We start from the raw sequence: 17,363 nt of genomic DNA on the forward strand, positions 1-17,363 counted from the left end.
ACACCATCGATCTCACACGAGGAACTGCCCTTATGACTCACCGTAAACCGCTGCGCCGCCTGGCGTTGGGCCTGGCCTTGCTGACTGCCGGGCTCAGTGCCGGCGTCCAGGCTGCCAACGAACAGTACTTTCCCTTGCAGAGCTATCGGGTCGGCCCGTACGCCGCCGGTGGCACCGGCTTCTTCGGCGGGTTTATCGATTACCTGCAATACGTCAACGCCAAGGGCGGGGTCAACGGGGTCAAGTTGACCTGGAGCGAATGCGAAACCGAGTACGTGGTGGAGAAGGGCGTCGAATGCTACGAGCGCCTCAAAGGTGGCCTCAACGGTGCGCCAGCGGCCGCGACCAATCCGCTGTCGGTGGGCATTGCCTACGCGACACTGGATCGTTCGACGGCCGACAAACTGCCGCTGATCACCATCAACCATGGCCGCACCGACTCCACCGACGGCAGTGTTTTCCCGTATGTGTTCCCGTTGCAGCTCAACCCGTATTCGGAAGTCTCGGCGATCATCAATTACATCGGCCAGCGCGAAGGCGGGGCTGACAAACTCAAGGGCAAGAAAATCGCCGTGCTCTACCACGGCTCGCCGTATGGCAAGGAAACCAACGGCGTACTGGAAACCCTGGCGAAAAACGCCGGTTTCGAGCTGACCCTTCTGGAAGTGCCGCACCCCGGCAACGAGCAACAATCGCAGTGGTTGAACATCCGTCGCCTCAAGCCTGACTGGGTGATCCTGCGCGGCTGGGGAGTCATGAACCCGGTGGCGCTGAAGTCGGCGCAAAAGGTCGGTTACCCGGCGGATCACATCATCGGCAATATCTGGAGCAACTCGGAAGAAGACGTGGTCCCGGCCGGTGCTGCCGCCAAAGGGTTCATCTCGATCACCACCCACCCTTCGGGCACTGATTTCCCGGTGCTGCAAGGCATCAAGCAAAACGTGGTGGACGCCAGCAAAGGCAACCTGGCCGATCCGAAGCGTTTTGGCACCGTGTACTACAACCTCGGCGTGGTGAACGGCATCCTCAACGTCGAAGCCCTGCGTCTGGCACAGGAAAAGTATGGCGATAAACCGCTGACCGGTGAGCAAGTGCGCTGGGGCTTCGAGCACTTGAACCTCGACGATGCGCGTTTGCAGGCCTTGGGCGCCAAAGGATTGGTGCAGCCATTGAAGCTGTCGTGTGCCGACCATGAAGGCGGTGGCGCCGTGCGTTTTCAGCAATGGGACGGCCAACGCTGGAACCTGATCAGCGACTGGGTCCAGGCTGATCGCGCCTTGTTACGGCCGATCATCGAAGCCTCCGCCGCCCAGTACGCCAAGGAAAAAGGCATCACCCCGCGCAACTGCAGCCAGGAGCAATAAGGTCCGATGAGCCAGAGCTTACAAGCCGACCCGCCATTGCTGAGCGTGGAGCAGGTCGAAGTTTTCTACGAACAGTCGATTCTCGCCTTGCGCGGTGTAACGCTGCAGGTCGGCAAGGGGCAAATGGTGGCCCTGCTCGGGGCCAATGGGGCGGGCAAGAGCACGACGCTCAAGGCGATTTCCAGCCTGGTGCGGGCCGAACGCGGTGAAGTGGTCAAGGGCCGAATTATCTATCAAGGGCAAGTGATCACCGATGCCGACCCCGCCAGCCTGGTGCTGGCGGGGCTGGCCCAGGTGCTTGAAGGGCGGCATTGCTTCACCCACCTGAGCGTCGAACAGAATCTGCTGATCGGCGGATTTGTCGGGCGGCCGTCACGCAAGGTGCTGAATCAGCGTCTGGAGCGCATCTACGGCTACTTCCCCAGATTGCGCCTGCTGCGCAAGCGCCTGGCCGGCTACACCTCCGGTGGGGAGCAGCAAATGGTTGCCATCGGCCGGGCACTGATGTCCGAGCCGCGTCTGTTACTGCTGGATGAACCGTCCATGGGCCTGGCGCCGCAGGTGGTCGATGAGATTTTCGAGATTCTCGCCCGGCTCAACCGTGAGGAGGGTTTGAGCCTGTTGGTGGCCGAGCAGAACATCAACATCGCCCTGGATTACGCTCAGTACGCATTTGTGCTGGAGAACGGCCGGGTGGTGGATGAAGGTTCGGCGGCCGGGTTGGCCGTGCGCGAGGATATTCAGAACTATTACTTGGGGGGCGTGGGGTAGGGCACTGTTGAATACTAACTGCACATGAGGCTAACGGCCTTCGCGGCGCGTCGCAGTTCTAGTTTAACGTCGACCGGTATCCGCTGTTTCACGAGTCGTTGCTCGAGGAATGTCTGATCGCCTCGGGTATCAACCTGAGCGTCAATAGCTGCATCCTCTGCTTCTATGGTGGCAGCGTGAGCCTCTATGACCGAGTCGACTTCAGCGTCGCTCCTGGCGGCGTCGAGCGCACCAATGAGTGTCGCCACTTCGTCTTCTTCAGCCTTGCCATAGGCTTCTACGGACAGTCCGGCAGCCAATGCCCGCGCCCGGATTTCCACGCCTTTGAGCGTCTGCTTGGCCTGTCCGCACAGCATGTCGTGTTTTTGGCTTTCGACGATTTTCCATTGGAAAAATCCATACGTCATCGTGCCGATAATCGCTGCTGTGATACCACCGATCAGGATCCGTTTCATGGCTAAAGTCGTGAGTATGGGGGTTGAGAGTTCGGTGGACATCGCTTCGTTCTCTATCAGGAAATGAAAGCGTAGCACCGGAACCGGTCTGGCCCCGTTCAACGTCAATGCAAATTACAGTAGTAAAGGAGCGGCATGTCTTCAAGATTATGGCCTCACGACCCTCGGCGATCAGCTTGGGCAACGAAACGTACCGGCGGTCAGATTGCCTGAATTTTCCCTCCTGGCGGTACTCCACCGTCCGAGGAGCATCCGCTCCTTAATGGCGGTGCAATCCGCCGGGGGAACACGTAATGCCATCGGTCGAAGACTTCAGAATCCAGTCTCACGCTTTCCTGATCGAGCTGGACGCCGCAACGATGGGCATGATGACGCTGGTCTCTTCCAAATGTGTTTCAGGACCAGAATGGGAAGAGGCGACCAAACGGCATCACGATGCTTACGAGATTTGGAATGCCTTCCTTAATGTCTCTACTTCAAGCACTGAGTTAGTCACGCCGTAAATTACGTTGGGCGCTGACTAAGGACGATTGTGCGGGGGACATTCCACGTCAGTTAACCGGGGCGCGACCAGGGGGTCGATCGACAACGCCATACTGACGGCGCTTCTACTGAGTCTGGAATAAAAATTGGCGTCATGAAATAGATGACTGGCGCTCCCCTATGTCGCTTGCAAAGTCGCTACCTTGATCTTTACTAGTCACAGAACGTGAGAGCGCTCCTTATAAAATATGTCTTTTATATCAAGGCTTAATCACGCCTTTTGAAGTTCCGCCTTGATCTTTTTCTGATCTACCCAAAATAAAGCTCAAAGGATGACGAAGAAATGAAAAAGAACGTGGCGGAAGTTATTCGCAAACTCATATCGCCTTCAATGCGATATGAAATAAGAAACGCTTCAAACTGGTTACGAGATATTTTTGGACGTGCGTGTTTCTGGCGCTGGGAAATTGCCAGGTTCAGAGCGCAGAACGAAAGTCCTTACGAAATTCTCTATATCGGAAGGAAAAAGAAGCGGGAGATGGCCAAGCTGCTCATAAGGGGAAAGTCCCAAGGTGATTCCCCCATGGTCGACGGTGAACAGGAACCTGGCGCGTCGAGTCATGTGGTAGGGGTCAGTGAAATGCCGACTTCGGGGGCCTTGTCTGTACCCTTGTATCTGAGTGCCGTCGTACCGCTGGGGCGATCCATCGAGGAGATCACCACAAAATACGATAGCGAATTGCGTCGAAATATACGCAAGAACCGACCGCGCTACCGAATGGTCCAGACGTTGTTGGATGAAGACATTGAAAAGGCAGACAGGGAAATGCTTCGACCTTATGCCACGGCAAGGCAAGGCATCCACGCTGCGCAATTTGCCACGCAAGAGGTTTTCAGGATCGCCAAGACTGTCGGCCGGCTCGACCTGATCATGCTGGAAGACGAGGTTGTTGCATGCCACCTTGGCTGCGTAATAACCCGGGGCGGAAAGCGCTACTGGAGCACGCTACGTTTCGGATATACCGAGGCGATATTTTCAGATGCCAAAAAACTGCGTGAAGTGAACTCGATTACCACCTTCATGGCACTTGAATGGGCGATAGACAATGGCTTCGATTATTACGACATCGGTCTTTGCCTGGCGCGACCGGATGACGGACTTCTGAAATGGAAAAGAAGGCGTGGCGGTGACATTGATTCCCTGGGAAACCACGCTTATATGTTTGTCCGGCTGCCCAAGACAGGGGCAGCCAAATTCCTCTGGGACACGCCGCTATTCGCTGTCGAAGGAAAGGAAATGACCCTTCACCTTGGCTTGCCGGACGGGCTAAGCGATGAGGAAGTCGCCAGCCGTTATCATGAAATGGTATTTGGCGGGCTGCACAAGATTTATCTGTATTGCGCCAAGAGTTCGGGCGAACATTTTTTCGAAACCTTGCGTAGTCGCTACGCCGGTTTGCAGACCCCTCCCATTATGAAAAGGATTGCATCCAGCTGAGCAATGTCCACGACTGAAATAAACAGAGCGCTTCGCGTCTGGCTATTGACCCTGTCCCGCAGGGAGGACTCTTCATGGAAAGTGATGTCTCGCCAATAAGTACGTCGACCACTGGCAATCGAAAAAAATGGACCCTTGCCGCCTACCGGTATATGGCAAGAAAAAGATTCGCACGAAAGGCGGAGATCAACTTGAAAAGCCTGGCGGCGAAAACCTGGAATGTTGCTCCGGGTGGGACATCGTATTCTCCGCCTGCATTCTTTCTGCCCAATCAAATGGACCGTGTCACAGGATGGGAGGCGAAGCGCTTTTATCCTTTCGAGCATCCCGCTCGCACAATGGAAGGGCTGGGCAACGTCGTACAAGCTCCGACACGTGGCTACCTGATCAAGGATGTCTGGCTGATCGATGGAGCGCTCTACAAGGATAATGCAAGTCACTGGTTGTCTCTCAAGCCCGGTATGTTTCCGCGAATTCACGTGGAAAACGAGATCGAGCGCGGTGCCGCCTACTGCACGCAAAATGGAAACACATGGTTTGGCACATGGTTGATGGAAGACTGCCCGACCTATTCATTGGCATGCGACGAAGGCGTCCCGGTAACCACCGCGCCATCCGCCAGGTTTCCTCTGTTTACCCAGGCTCCCGCCTATGAGGACTGGTTTGATATGAAGCCGCTTCGCCTGCACAGTGCGTTTTTTCATGAACTCGTGCTGTTCGACGATGTGAGCAACAATCAAAGCAGGCACTTACGCTTCCGTGCCATGGGTGAAAAGCTACTGTCGCACGTGAGCTATGACACTCACCCTGGCGTGTTCATTCTGCGGGGTGGCGACGGTGACTTACGTTTATTGCGCAATGAAATGGAGCTCGCTGAACATCTGCGCAAGACCAGAGGGTTTCGCATCATCAATCCTTTGAAAACCGATGTTCCGACCATCGTGGCGACGTGTGCCGGGGCGCGGACCGTGGTGGGGGTCGAAGGGAGCCAGCTTGTGCATGGCATCAATGTGCTGCCGCAGGGTGGTTCGTTGCTGGTACTGCAGCCACCGAACCGTTTCGTCAGCTACTTCAAGTACCTGACGGATCGCGACAACCAGAATTTTGGCTTTGTGGTCGGAACGCCAGAGGGCGATGGCTTCACAATCGACATTCAAGAGGTTGAGCGCACACTGGACATGTTCCCATCCTGATGGGTGATAGCGCCTCCCTGCGATTCACCGTATCAGTGCTCTTTGACTTTCTTGATGCGCAAAATAATCAGCGCAAGGATGGCGATCGCGAGGGGTGTCATGGCCAGCATCGCCTCTCGCGGGGCCACCTCGGCGCCGAGCAGGTGCAACCCTGAGTAGCCAAGTTTGAGCAGGTTCAGCAGGTAGTAAGTAATGGCAATAATCGACAGGCCTTCGACGGCGCGCTGGATCTTGATCTGGGCGTCGGCGCGGGCATTCAGGCTTTTGAGAATTTCCGAGTTCTGTTCTTCCATTTCCACCTGAACCCGCGCTTGCAACAGGTCGCCCAGGTTGGCCACGCTTTTGGCCAGGTGCTCCAGGCGTTGTTCGGTGGCGGTGCAGTACCTGACGGTGGGTTTGAAGCGGCGCTCGATGAACACCCCGAGGCGCTGGCAATCGCCGACGTGACTTTCCCGCAATTCGCCCAGACGCTCGTACACGAGTTGGGCATAGGCTTGGGTGGCACTGAAGCGGTGGCGGGTTTTCGCGGTACTGCTGACCACTTGGGCTGACAGGTTGGAGATGTCCGCCAACAGGGCTTTCGCGTTGCCGCTGTCAGCGTCGGCGTTACGCTCGGAGAGGGTGACCAAGGTCTTGTCAAAGACATCGAGTTGCGCGCTCAAGGTCTTGGCCGTGGTCAACGACAGCGAGGCCATCATGCGGTAGGTCTCGATTTCCAGCAGACGGCGGATCATCCGCCCTTGGCGGTAAGCGTTGAGGCGCCGATTGATGAACAGGATGTGGTTGTTGCCATCCTCGCTGAGACGAAAATCGCTCCAGACCACCGCATCGCCACCGCCCACGCAGGAACCGCACGGGTCCTTGAAGCCGTAGCCGGCGAGGTCCAGGCCGGCTTCGCCACGCACGACGATCTGCACCGAGTTGATCAACTGCGGCAAATGCGCTTCGACCTTCTGCGCCAGCACCTCGGGCAACGATGTCCAGGACAAGTCATCGCAGGATGAAGTGACCACGAGGGTCAGGGTGAAGAACTCGGCGTGGCGTTCCCATTTCAGGGCGTGGCCATCGAGTTGGGTGATGCCCTGGGCGGCATGAGGATCGATCGGAGCAGGGCAGCAGCGCTCCAGCAGCGCATTGCACTCCGGTTCCCCGCCAAGGAAGGCCAGATGAAACACATGGGCCGGTTCGTCGAAATACAGTGACGGACGCGCGTGCAGTTCGTTGTGCAGGGTTTGTCTTTGCGGATGCATGCTGTTCAGGCCATCGATCGACTGCTGTTGTAGGTGGGACAGGTCGATGAACTGATGAGTCACACGCTCAAAAAAAGGCGCCTTGTAAATGGTGAGTCAGGCGCCAAAAACGGTAGAAACGGGTTACTTCTTGCTTGATTGCTCTCTGATCTGAGTCAGGCTGAGTCGAGGGGTCAATGCTTCAGGGTCGACTCTGACCTCAATCAAGGATGGCCGGGACATTTCGAGGCAGCGTTCAAACGCTGGCGCAAATTGCGACGTGGCGGTGACCACCTCGCCATGCAGTCCATAGGCTTGGGCGAGTGCGGCGAAATCCGGGTTGTGCAATTCAGTGCCTGACACGCGTCCAGGGTAATTGCGTTCCTGATGCATTCTGATGGTTCCGTACATTCCGTTGTTGATCACCACGAAAATCACATGGGCCCCATATTGCGCAGCAGTCGCTATCTCCTGGCCGTTCATCAAGAAGCAGCCATCCCCGGAAAACGAAACCACCACTCGGTCCGGGCACGTCAGTTTGGCGGCCACCGCCGCAGGAACGCCGTAGCCCATGGAGCCATTGGTAGGGCCTAACTGAGTACGGTACTGGCGGAACTGATAGAAGCGTTGAAGCCAGACGGCATAGTTTCCGGCGCCATTGGTCAGGATCGCGTCGTCTGGAAGTCTGCGATTCAACCACTCAATGATTTCGGCCATTTGCACATCGCCAGGGGAGGGCGAGTGTTGCAGATTGTCGCGGTAGTTGTTGTTGAGGGTGCGCGTCCATTCGCTCTTTACCTGGCTGGTCACCGCTGGAAGCGTTGCGGCTGATTTGGCAAAGGTCGACATGCTGCTGTTGATCGCTAACGCAGGTTGGTAAACCCGTCCCAGTTCCTCGATGCCTTGGTGAACATGGATCAAGGTTTGCTTCGGCACCGGGATGTCCAGGGCCGCATACCCGCCCGTTGAAACTTCACCCATTCTGGAACCCACGACCAACAGCAGGTCGGCGTTTTTTACCGCCGAGGACAGTTGCGCTGACGCGGCGAAACCAAGATCGCCGACATAGTTCGGGTGTCGATTGTCGAACAGGTCCTGGCAGCGAAAAGAGGCGGCAACCGGGATATTTTGCTGTTCAGCAAAAAGCCGGATGTCGTGTACCGACTCGGTATCCCAACCGCTGCCACCCAGCACCATCAGTGGCCGCTCTGATCGCTCAAGCAGTTGCTGCATGGCGGCCATTTGCTCGGCTGCCGGGGTCATCAATACGCGTTTGAACGCCCCGGCATCACTGACTTCCGCCATTTCGGTCAGCATGTCTTCCGGCAGTGCGACCACTACAGGCCCAGGCCTGCCATTGACTGCCCGGTGGAACGCCTGGCTGATCAGTTCGGGAATTCTGCGGGTGTCGTCTATTTGCACGACCCATTTCGCCAAGGGGCCAAACATCTGGCGGAAATCAACTTCCTGAAAGGCTTCGCGATACTGCTGATCGCGAGCGACCTGGCCAATGAACAGAATCATCGGCGATGAATCCTGAAACGCTGTGTGCACGCCAACCGAGGCGTTCGTTGCACCCGGGCCTCGGGTCACGAAGCAAATGCCTGGCTCTCCGGTGAGCTTGCCGTAGGCTTCTGCCATGTAGGCTGCCCCACCTTCCTGGCGGCACACCACCAGATCGATTTCTTCTTGCACGTCATGCAATGCATCGAGAACCGCGAGGTAGCTTTCTCCAGGAACACAAAAAGCTCGTTTGACGCCATGGATGCGTAAGGCATCCACCAATATCTGACCTCCGCTACGACGAGAAATGGTTTTATTCATTGTTATCTCCTGAGTCGAATGGTGCGGTGTGAAAGGGTGAATCGCTCACTTTCTGACAGGTACTGACTCGATCAATTGGAAGAACAACGGCTAACGTTTGCGCCACGAATTCTGAGCATCATCGGGTAGGGGTACAAACGATGATTGCTCAGCACTTCATTCCCTCAGCTATTGAAGTCGGACTTCAAGTCGCCCAGCGACTTTTTATGCTGGCGTGCGCTTCAGGTGTGGCTACACATCGTGAAATTGCAATTTCATACGACTACCGATTAATATACGATCCATATACATTTCATATTGGATTGAGCAGTGGGTATCGTAAAAATCTCAGAAGCCATGCACGAGAATCTGCGCGTCGCCAGCGATGCGTTGAGTCGCTCGATCAACGCACAAGCCGAGCACTGGATGCGCATCGGGATGCTTGCGGAGTTATATCCAAACCTGGACCACAGTGACCTCTGCCGCTTGCTGATTCGTGCCGAACTGGCTGGCGGCCTCGATGTAAAACAGCTGTGCGCACTCGCCGATTTTTCGCAAAGCACCCAGGTTGATGCAGCATCAGGAGTCAAGCAATGAAGGCCAATGTCAGGCTCAATACCCCGGCAGAAATAGCCATGTCTCGTGCTGCGGGCACGCTGGCCGCCGAGGTCCTGGCCATGATTGCTCCGCATGTCAAAGCGGGGGTCACCACCGACGAACTGGATCGGCTCTGTCACGATTACATCGTCAACGTGCAGAAAGCCATTCCGGGGAATGTCGGCTATCACGGCTTCCCGAAAACCGTGTGTGCATCGGTCAACCAGGTGGTCTGCCATGGCATTCCTTCGGCCACGCCACTAAAGGATGGCGATATCGTGAATATCGACATTGCCGTTATCAAGGAGGGTTGGTACGGCGACACCAGCCGCATGTACTTCGTGGGTGAGCCCGGCCCGGATGCCCGACGCCTGGCAGAGACGACCTATGAAGCGATGTGCGCCGGTATTCGCGTCGTCCGCCCCGGCGCTACCCTGGGTGACATTGGCCATGCCATTCAGAAGGTGGCCGAAAGAGACGGATTCAGCGTCGTGCGCGAATACTGCGGTCACGGTATCGGCAAGATTTATCACGATGAGCCGCAAGTCCTTCACTACGGCTACCCAGGCCAGGGCCTGACACTGAAAACCGGCATGATCTTCACCATTGAACCCATGTTGAACGCTGGCAAACGCCATGTGAAAACGCTGGCTGATGGCTGGACCGTGGTCACCAAGGACCACTCACTTTCGGCTCAGTGGGAGCATATGGTCGCGGTCACTGACGGCGGCTTCGAGGTTCTGACCCGTTGGCCCGACAGTGTCGATGGGTATCCCGCCATCGTTTAGGCGCAGCTTGCGAGTGATACAACGCTACGTCACGGCTTTCAGCTGGCCTGATCAATCGTAAAATGGCGCTAGTGGTTTTGAAACTTCTACAGTTAGCATTGAGGTTTATCAACGCACCCAACGACAGGTTGGGTTACGTCACCGAGTAGGCCGAACATTGATCGAACGACGCCAATTTAGCGGAGGCATGAAGGGGAAAAATCTTCGCTATCTGAATGAGAACCCCAACGAGAAAACTCAAATGGTTCGGGCAGGATTTCTGTTGCTTGAGCATTTCTCGCTGCCCGCATTCACGCAAGCACTGGATACGATTGTCACCGCGAATCTTCTGCGACCCGGGTTGTTCTCTTCCCGAACGTTCGGCTTGACCGATGAGGAGGTCATCAGCGATCTGGGACTGGTCATTCGCCCGGATACCCGTTTTGATTGTTCAGTGATCCAGGACCTGGACCTTCTGGTCATTTGCGGCGGCTACAGGACAGAACTCAAAGCGACGGATGAACTCATCTCGCTATTGAGGACTGCATCAGACCAGGGTGTCATTCTGGCCGGGTTGTGGAATGGCGCATGGTTCCTGGGAAGGGCAGGCTTGCTTGACGGGTATCGTTGCGCGATTCACCCCGAGCATCGTCCCGCGCTCGCGGAAATCTCCAAGGCGACGCATGTCACCAGCGAGCCCTACGTCATTGATCGAGACCGGCTCACGGCTTCCAGTCCCTCGGGGGCATTCCACATGGCGCTGGACTGGATCAAAGGACTGCACGACAAAGCACTTGTCGAGGGTATCGAGGACATCCTGGCTTTCGAGGAGTCGCGTTATCGGCGCATAAAACCGACTGAAAATATCTGTGTGAGCGCGCCATTACGCGAGGTGGTGAAGCTGATGGATGCCAACCTCGAAGAGCCTCTGGAGTTGGAGCAGTTGGCGGTTTACGCAGGCCGTTCGCGTCGACAACTCGAGCGCTTGTTCAAAGAGCAACTGGGCACAACACCGCAACGATATTACATGGAATTGCGGATTACCGAGGCGCGTCGGTTGCTCCAGCACACGGAGCTGTCCCAGGTGGACGTGTTGGTTGCGTGTGGCTTTGTATCGCCCAGCCATTTCAGCAAGTGCTATAGCTCGTACTTCGGATACAGGCCTTCCAAGGAAACGCGACTGGTCAAATAACACTGTTTTTTGAGTCTGTGCTGACTCGTGGTTTGCACAGACGTTTTGGTTACGGACGACGGCTTGCCCGGTAGGTGTATCGCAAACCCATCAACAGAAGCAGGGTGATCAGGCCGAGGCCCAGCCCACGAGTCATCGCCGGTTTAATCAATGGCACAGGGTTATCTTGTTGGCAGGCTGCGCTATCGTCTTCCACGACGGTGATTTGCCCGTAGTCTGTCAGGTGCCGCTTTTCGCGATTCAGGATCGTCGCCTGTTGTTCCAGATCCAAAGCCTGATACTTCCAGAGCGTTGGCGATCCTTCTCGGCAATAGGTGAACGTTTTCGGGTTTGATGCGGCAATAATACAAGCATCGTCAATGCCCCGTTTTTTCAGCGTTTCAGCAGCCGACCGTGTGAAGTCCAGGTCGAGGACGGGAATAACCCCTGTAGCAGAAGCCGCGACTGAAACCAAAAGGGTGCCCGCGACGCAGATTGTTGAAATTTTCAAGGTAGGGTTCCCCTTGTTGATTATTTATTTTTATAGTTGCGCGCGGAGCTTGGTGAGCCTGCCTTTAATGACGCTTGGCAATCAATAATCCCGCCAGCTCTGGCGGGCCAAAGTCCCCAACCTTGGGGGTATTCCTGAAAGTGGAGCGGTCTGCCTCAGCACCAGCGCTCGCCTGCCAAGCCCTGTCAGGCATCGCAATGAGGCCAAAGCAAGGCCTGAGCCAATAGCCAAGTATTTCGACGAGACCGATGCCTGGGGGCGTCACCCGGGAGCTTTCGCGCGTCGCCTCGTCTGGGGTGACATCGTTCGACCATCACGCCGTCTTCGACGCAATAACTCGTCTGCCTTCTTGCAGACGAGGAAATCCCTGCTTAACTCTGAACATATGGTCAGTCAGTGACTCATTGGTCACGGTAACCATCCGAGCACCCTCGCGCTGTTGTCGCTTGTCCGTGTTTCCAGATTAAGCCCGAGGAGGCCTATGCGTTGACGTTTGAAAATCACCCTGAGTTATTAGTTATTAATGTATTGGCCTGGCACTTCACTGTCAGGTCCACGTGTTCTGCTGTCTGCGACAGGGCCCTGTGGGCATCCCAAACGCTGTGCGCTTAGTCCAATGGGTTCAAGGAAGTAAATGTCATGATGCCGAAAACTGCCATCGTCGAGATCTGCGGGAAGTACAAGGTTTATACCGAGCACTATCTCAACACTGCCGCTGACAAGACCATCATTCTGGTCAACGGCTCACTGGCAACGACCGCATCTTTTGCCCAAACGGTGCGTTACCTGCAGCCGCGATTCAATGTGGTTCTCTACGACCAGCCCTACGCCGGTCAGTCGAAGGAACACAACCTCCACGGCCAACCGATCAGAAAGGAAGACGAGGCCGCGATACTGCTGGATTTGATCGAACACTTTGGTGCGCACCACGTGCTGTCCTTTTCCTGGGGCGGTGCGGCCACCTTGCTGGCGCTGGCTCAGCGGCCGCGGAGAATCGAGAAGGCGGTGATCAATTCATTCGCAGCGCGTATCAATACACCGATGCGCGATTACCTGGAGAGCGGCCTGAACCACCTCCAGGCTTGCGACCGCCTCAATGTCGGTCGCTTGATCAACAGCACAATCGGCAAGCACCTGCCATCGCTGTTCAAACGCTTTAATGACCGCCATGTCAGAAGCCTGGACGAGCACGAGTACAGACAGATGCATTTCCACGTCAATGAGGTGTTGACCCAAGACACCCATTGTTATGTCGCCTGTGCCGCTGCCATCGAAATACCGCTGCTGTTTGTCAACGGCGAATGGGATGAGTACACCTCGGTCGAAGACGCCCGGCTGTTCGCCGATCATGCGGCTCAGTCCCGGTTCCATACCATCAAGAACGCCGGGCACTTCCTCGATATGGAACATACAGCGGCCTGGCAAGAGACCCGGCAGGCTTTGCTCGGTTTTCTGGACCCGGCTTCCAGGAGGCAGGGTCGCGTTGCCTCAGAGATCCAGGTCAATCACGTATGAGCGATTAAATTCCGGGTTTTCATTAATGCCATTTTTGGCGTAGCCCCGGGGGTTGCAAATGACGCGAGTGTTGCCCACCTGGTAGTCAAAGCTCCCATGGGTATGGCCATGCAGCCAAAGTGCCGGGTGCCAGACCTTGATCCGGTCTTCGAGGTCTGAAACAAAACTCGCGTTAATCGGCGAACTCTCAAACAGCGGGCTTATGCTCAACCGTGTCGGTGCAAAATGCGAAACCACCACCGTGGGCGTGGTGCTGTCGCGGGTGAAGCAGTCTTCCAGCCAGGCGACTGTCTGTAAAAAAATCAGTTGGGAAATGGCCGGGCTGAACAGGTCTGGAAAATCTGGCGAGATTTTTATGTGGGTGAAGTCCCGCATGAGCTTCGTAGCCAGATCAACACCCTGTGCCCGATGCTCCGCAGAATCGAAAAGTCGATAGTCAGACCACAGCGTGCAACCCAAAAACCGCACGCCGTTGTGGACATACTCCGAGCGTTCCAATACGTGGATCTGTGTACCTTGCGACAACCTGTTCAAGTGCTCGTAGGTAGAGATCAAGTCGCTGCCATAAAACTCGTGATTCCCTGCCACGTACACTATCGGAACCGGGCACGATTTGGCCCACTCAATGGCCGCAGCCGGTCGGGAGATGTCTCCCGCGAGGACGACAATGTCGGCATCTACATCGGGAAAAGGTAACGCGTTGACGGACAAATGGATGTCTGACAGCAAGGCGATGCGCATCGATCAACTCCTACCTGTTTTGAATCGCAGCCCATTCTACTGACAAGTTGATAACCTCCTGCCACACCTTATTTTCGTTGCAGCCAAAGTTGCTGTCGTTGCAGAACCGATTGAGCCGTCTCTCCCACCAGTTCGCTGTAAACGGCTGGCGCAGTGGCGCCTTCGGTGCTGATGAGCAGAACCCGTGAAGACTCATCAATCTCCACTTCAGCGGCCAGGTGGGGCGACTTGAGCAACTGGATCAACCCCGCGAGCCCGGCCACTGCCGACTCACCGGCCACCAGCGGAACGTCCCGATCACTGCCTCGCGCCAGTCTGCGCATGGCGTTGATGGCATCCTCATCTTCAATCGTCATGAAATGGTCGATGCTGGTCTGCAGGAACTTCCAGGCCAGGGGCGAGGTTTCACCGCAAGCCAGCCCGGCCATCACGGAATCCACCGAGCCTTGGGTTTTCGCCGCATGGCCGGCGAGGGCGCTTTGGAACAGGCAGTCGGCCTGTTGCGGTTCGACGACGATCATCGCCGGTCGTGCTGTGCCATAAAGCTCCCAGAAGTAACTGGCGATTCCAGCCGCCAGACCACCTACGCCGCCCTGAAGGAATACGTGAGTGAAGGCTTGGCCACTGGCCTGCTCAACGATTTCCGCTGCAATAGTGCCGTAGCCTTGCATCACATCCCGGGGAATGTCTTCGTAGCCCTCGTAGGAGGTGTCAGACACCACCTGCCAGTTGTGCTCGACGGCCAGCGCGGCGGCTTCTTCAACCGATTCATCGTAGTTGCCGGGGACTCGCACGATCTGTGCACCATAGGCGGCGATGGCCTGTTCCCGTTCGATGCTGACATTGGCGTGCAGCACAATGACGCAACGGCAACCGACGCTTTGTGCCGCCGCGGCGAGGGCACGGCCGTGGTTGCCGTCGGTGGCGCTGATCACCGTAAAGTCCTTCAAGGCGTCGCAGTAGTCGCCCATCAGCAGGCCCCGGGGTTCGAAAGGGTGTTCGGGGAACAGCCTCAGGATTAACCGCACCAGGGCAATCGGTGCGCCCAGCGCTTTGAAACTCCCCAGCGGCGAACGGCTCGACTCATCCTTGATCAGGAGCCCGGCGATACCAAGATTGGCAGCCAGGTCTGGCAGGCCGAACAAGGGTGTGCTGGCGCGATTGAGTGCGTTCCAGTTCGCCAGCCAGGTGCGGCTTTCGGCGGCTGTCTGAATGTTCAGGATGGCCTTGAGGTCATCGGGATAGGTATTACGGCTGGCGTTGGGGTTGGCGATCAGCATCGTCGGTTCCTGATGGTGGGCAGTGGAGTGAAATAATATCTCGCTGCTGTCACACTCTTTTCTTGAAATCGGCACCGTCGCCGCACTTTCATTACCTATTCATGCGTTTTACATCAATTTTATTGCGAGCCCCTTCACCATGAGTCTCGATGCCTTCGACCTGAAGCTGATTGCCGAAGTCCAGCAAGACGCCGGCCTGTCCCAAAGCGAACTGGGCGCGCGGGTCAATTTGTCCTCGGCCGCCGTTAACCGCCGCCTTAAACGCCTGACTCAGGACGGCTTCATCAAAGGCACTGTGGCGGTGGTGGATCAAGAAAAACTCGGCTACCCGCTGACCATCGTCGCCCAAGTCGAAGTGGAGAGTGAGCGCCTGGATTTGCTGGATGCCATGAAGCGCAGCTTCGCCAACTGCCCACAGGTGCAGCAGTGTTACTACGTGGCCGGGGAGTGGGACTTTGTACTGGTGCTGGCGGTGCGCAACATGGAGCAGTACACGGAGCTGACGCGTGAGTTGTTTTTCGAGAACAACAATGTGAAGCGCTTCAAGACGCTGGTTTCCATGAGCAACGTAAAGGTCGGATTGCAGGTGCCGGTGGAGGTAGTTTGAGCTGAGCAGTCAATGTCGCTGTAGCCTGCGCCTGCGACTATTTGAGCTGCGCACCTCGCGCCTCTAACAACTCCCGCAATACCGACCGATGGCAATGCGCTTCATCTTCGCAGTAACAGCCAATGGCCAGTGACGTTTGGTGGGACAACGCCGCCAGCAAATCGAGCAATTGACTGGGCGCCGGATGGTTCATTTCAGTCTTGAACTTGCGCTTGAAGGCTTCCCACGCCTTGGCGTCTTCTGCCGCTTTGGCTTCTGCGACCAGTTCTGCACTGGGAGACAGCAGCGGCTGCCACACGTCATAAAAATCCCGACTGGCAAACTCGGCTTTCGGCACGCCACGCGGCGGGCGACGTACCGTGCCCAGGCGCAGGCCTTCATTGGCTACGCGCGGTGAACCGAGGCGCACGATATGGATGGGCATGGTCGATGTGTTCCCTCTTATGGCCGATTTCTGCCGTGTGCGGGAGAAATCGGCCACGCTCTGGAGTCCTTTATTACCGCGAGTTTTCGAACCACTCCAGTGCCGTGCGCCAGATGCAGATCCCCAGGAAGTAAGCCGACATCAGCAGCCAAAGCCCCATCACCATCGGGTTGATCACCGGATGGTTGACCACCAGCGACAAGCTGCACAGCAGCCAGATGGCCGTTACGGCGATGTTGATCGGCATGAACTTGCGCACGCGGAACGGGTGGAGGAACTTCATCCGGGTCACGGTCAACAGCGCCAGGCCGATGATGGTGAGAAAAGTGATCCACGGCGACGGGGCGATGATGTACAGGCACAGGGCTACCACGTTCCAGGCGGCGGGGAAGCCCTGGAAGTAGTTGTCCTTGCTCTTCATGTTGACGTTGCAGAAGCAAAACAGCGACGAGACCAGAATCAGCGACACGGACAGCAGCAGCGTGTAGTCCGGCAAGGGGATGTAACGATAAATGAACAGCGCGGGGATAAACACGTACGTCAGGTAGTCGATGACCAGATCGAGGATCGAGCCATCGAAACTTGGCAGTACCGACTGGACATTGACCTTGCGTGCCAACGCGCCATCCAGCCCATCGACGATCAAGGCTACGCCCAGCCACAGCAGGCAGTTTGTGGCCTGATTTTCCAGCAGGGCGAGGGTCGCGAGGAAGGCAGTGACCACGCCAGTGGCGGTAAAACCATGGGCGCCCCAAGCTTTGAGCCTGGCGATGTGTAGGGTCGATATCACGGGGGCGTTCTCCAGAAAGTGAAGCAAGCCTGTTATCACCCCTTCAATGGGGGGTGTCGGCAAACCAAGTCAGGTTGCATGTATCGACCGGGTATCCGGGGATAAGGTTCACCATCTGTAAATCTTAGCTGGGTGGCAAAAAAATACCCCGGATAAATCCGCCG

The 17,363-nt window shown here is 56.5% G+C and carries 18 protein-coding genes; 10 read left to right on the forward strand and 8 right to left on the reverse strand.

What is annotated here, in order from left to right; genetic code table 11:
* The first annotated feature begins 32 nt into the window (after window positions 1–32).
* Window positions 33–1,364, forward strand: coding sequence for an ABC transporter substrate-binding protein (locus QF010_RS10180; RefSeq protein ID WP_033058715.1), 1,332 nt, complete (start codon window positions 33–35; stop codon window positions 1,362–1,364).
* Between the two features lie 6 nt (window positions 1,365–1,370).
* Window positions 1,371–2,135, forward strand: a complete 765-nt coding sequence (locus QF010_RS10185) for an ABC transporter ATP-binding protein (RefSeq protein WP_429533056.1) — start codon at window positions 1,371–1,373, stop codon at window positions 2,133–2,135.
* A 14-nt stretch (window positions 2,136–2,149) separates the two neighbouring features.
* On the opposite strand, the gene QF010_RS10190 is transcribed toward QF010_RS10185, so the two are convergent.
* On the reverse strand, window positions 2,150–2,632 hold the full coding sequence (locus QF010_RS10190; protein WP_419866198.1) for a hypothetical protein: 483 nt from the start codon (window positions 2,630–2,632) through the stop codon (window positions 2,150–2,152).
* A gap of 251 nt (window positions 2,633–2,883) precedes the next feature.
* Here QF010_RS10190 and QF010_RS10195 point away from each other — a divergent pair, with 251 nt between their 5' ends.
* From QF010_RS10195 to QF010_RS10205, 3 genes are all read left to right on the forward strand, one after another.
* Entirely contained in the window at window positions 2,884–3,093 is a 210-nt protein-coding gene (locus QF010_RS10195; RefSeq protein WP_033058718.1) for a hypothetical protein, read from the forward strand.
* A 323-nt stretch (window positions 3,094–3,416) separates the two neighbouring features.
* Window positions 3,417–4,571, forward strand: coding sequence for a hypothetical protein (locus tag QF010_RS10200; RefSeq protein WP_429533057.1), 1,155 nt, complete (start codon window positions 3,417–3,419; stop codon window positions 4,569–4,571).
* A gap of 74 nt (window positions 4,572–4,645) precedes the next feature.
* Window positions 4,646–5,764, forward strand: coding sequence for a glycosyltransferase 61 family protein (locus tag QF010_RS10205; RefSeq protein ID WP_033058722.1), 1,119 nt, complete (start codon window positions 4,646–4,648; stop codon window positions 5,762–5,764).
* Window positions 5,765–5,796: 32 nt separating this feature from the next.
* Here QF010_RS10205 and QF010_RS10210 read toward each other — a convergent pair whose 3' ends face one another.
* Together QF010_RS10210 and QF010_RS10215 are read right to left on the reverse strand one after the other, a co-directional pair.
* Window positions 5,797–7,014 (reverse strand): DUF3422 domain-containing protein, encoded by a 1,218-nt coding sequence (locus QF010_RS10210; protein WP_033058778.1) that lies wholly within the window; start codon window positions 7,012–7,014, stop codon window positions 5,797–5,799.
* Window positions 7,015–7,137: 123 nt separating this feature from the next.
* Entirely contained in the window at window positions 7,138–8,817 is a 1,680-nt protein-coding gene (locus QF010_RS10215; protein WP_033058724.1) for a thiamine pyrophosphate-binding protein, read from the reverse strand.
* Window positions 8,818–9,126: 309 nt separating this feature from the next.
* Between QF010_RS10215 and QF010_RS10220 the strand changes: the two genes are divergently transcribed.
* The 3 genes from QF010_RS10220 (at window position 9,127) to QF010_RS10230 (ending at window position 11,352) form a co-directional block, all read left to right on the forward strand.
* The gene (locus tag QF010_RS10220) at window positions 9,127–9,393 is read left to right on the forward strand and encodes a ParD-like family protein (protein ID WP_033058726.1); all 267 of its coding nucleotides are present in this window, start codon (window positions 9,127–9,129) and stop codon (window positions 9,391–9,393) included.
* The gene (gene map, locus QF010_RS10225) at window positions 9,390–10,181 is read left to right on the forward strand and encodes a type I methionyl aminopeptidase (protein ID WP_033058728.1); all 792 of its coding nucleotides are present in this window, start codon (window positions 9,390–9,392) and stop codon (window positions 10,179–10,181) included. Before QF010_RS10220 ends, map begins: the two co-directional genes overlap by 4 nt.
* Window positions 10,182–10,338: 157 nt before the next feature.
* Complete coding sequence (locus QF010_RS10230; RefSeq protein WP_033058730.1) at window positions 10,339–11,352, forward strand: GlxA family transcriptional regulator; 1,014 nt, start codon at window positions 10,339–10,341, stop codon at window positions 11,350–11,352.
* A 49-nt stretch (window positions 11,353–11,401) separates the two neighbouring features.
* Here QF010_RS10230 and QF010_RS10235 read toward each other — a convergent pair whose 3' ends face one another.
* Window positions 11,402–11,842, reverse strand: a complete 441-nt coding sequence (locus QF010_RS10235) for a hypothetical protein (RefSeq protein ID WP_197281754.1) — start codon at window positions 11,840–11,842, stop codon at window positions 11,402–11,404.
* 639 nt (window positions 11,843–12,481) lie between these two features.
* Between QF010_RS10235 and QF010_RS10240 the strand changes: the two genes are divergently transcribed.
* Complete coding sequence (locus tag QF010_RS10240) at window positions 12,482–13,357, forward strand: alpha/beta fold hydrolase (RefSeq protein ID WP_429510363.1); 876 nt, start codon at window positions 12,482–12,484, stop codon at window positions 13,355–13,357.
* Here the strand turns inward: QF010_RS10240 and QF010_RS10245 are convergent.
* Window positions 13,331–14,098 (reverse strand): metallophosphoesterase, encoded by a 768-nt coding sequence (locus QF010_RS10245; RefSeq protein WP_429533058.1) that lies wholly within the window; start codon window positions 14,096–14,098, stop codon window positions 13,331–13,333. The two genes, QF010_RS10240 and QF010_RS10245, sit on opposite strands and share 27 nt — an antisense overlap.
* A 68-nt stretch (window positions 14,099–14,166) precedes the next feature.
* Window positions 14,167–15,378 carry a diaminopropionate ammonia-lyase gene (locus QF010_RS10250; RefSeq protein WP_429533059.1) on the reverse strand — a complete coding sequence of 404 codons (1,212 nt, stop codon included), beginning with the start codon at window positions 15,376–15,378 and terminating at the stop codon, window positions 14,167–14,169.
* A 139-nt stretch (window positions 15,379–15,517) separates the two neighbouring features.
* On the opposite strand from QF010_RS10250, the gene QF010_RS10255 reads away from it, so the two are divergent.
* Window positions 15,518–15,985 (forward strand): Lrp/AsnC family transcriptional regulator, encoded by a 468-nt coding sequence (locus QF010_RS10255; RefSeq protein ID WP_429510360.1) that lies wholly within the window; start codon window positions 15,518–15,520, stop codon window positions 15,983–15,985.
* Between the two features lie 37 nt (window positions 15,986–16,022).
* Here QF010_RS10255 and QF010_RS10260 read toward each other — a convergent pair whose 3' ends face one another.
* A complete protein-coding gene (locus QF010_RS10260) occupies window positions 16,023–16,409 on the reverse strand; it encodes a DUF488 domain-containing protein (protein ID WP_033058737.1) in 387 nt (128 codons plus the stop codon).
* Between the two features lie 73 nt (window positions 16,410–16,482).
* Window positions 16,483–17,199, reverse strand: a complete 717-nt coding sequence (pcsA, locus tag QF010_RS10265) for a phosphatidylcholine synthase (protein WP_033058739.1) — start codon at window positions 17,197–17,199, stop codon at window positions 16,483–16,485.
* Between the last annotated feature and the right edge of the window lie 164 nt (window positions 17,200–17,363).

It is taken from the genome of Pseudomonas silensiensis (assembly GCF_050434865.1).
GTDB lineage: Bacteria > Pseudomonadota > Gammaproteobacteria > Pseudomonadales > Pseudomonadaceae > Aquipseudomonas > Aquipseudomonas fluorescens_W.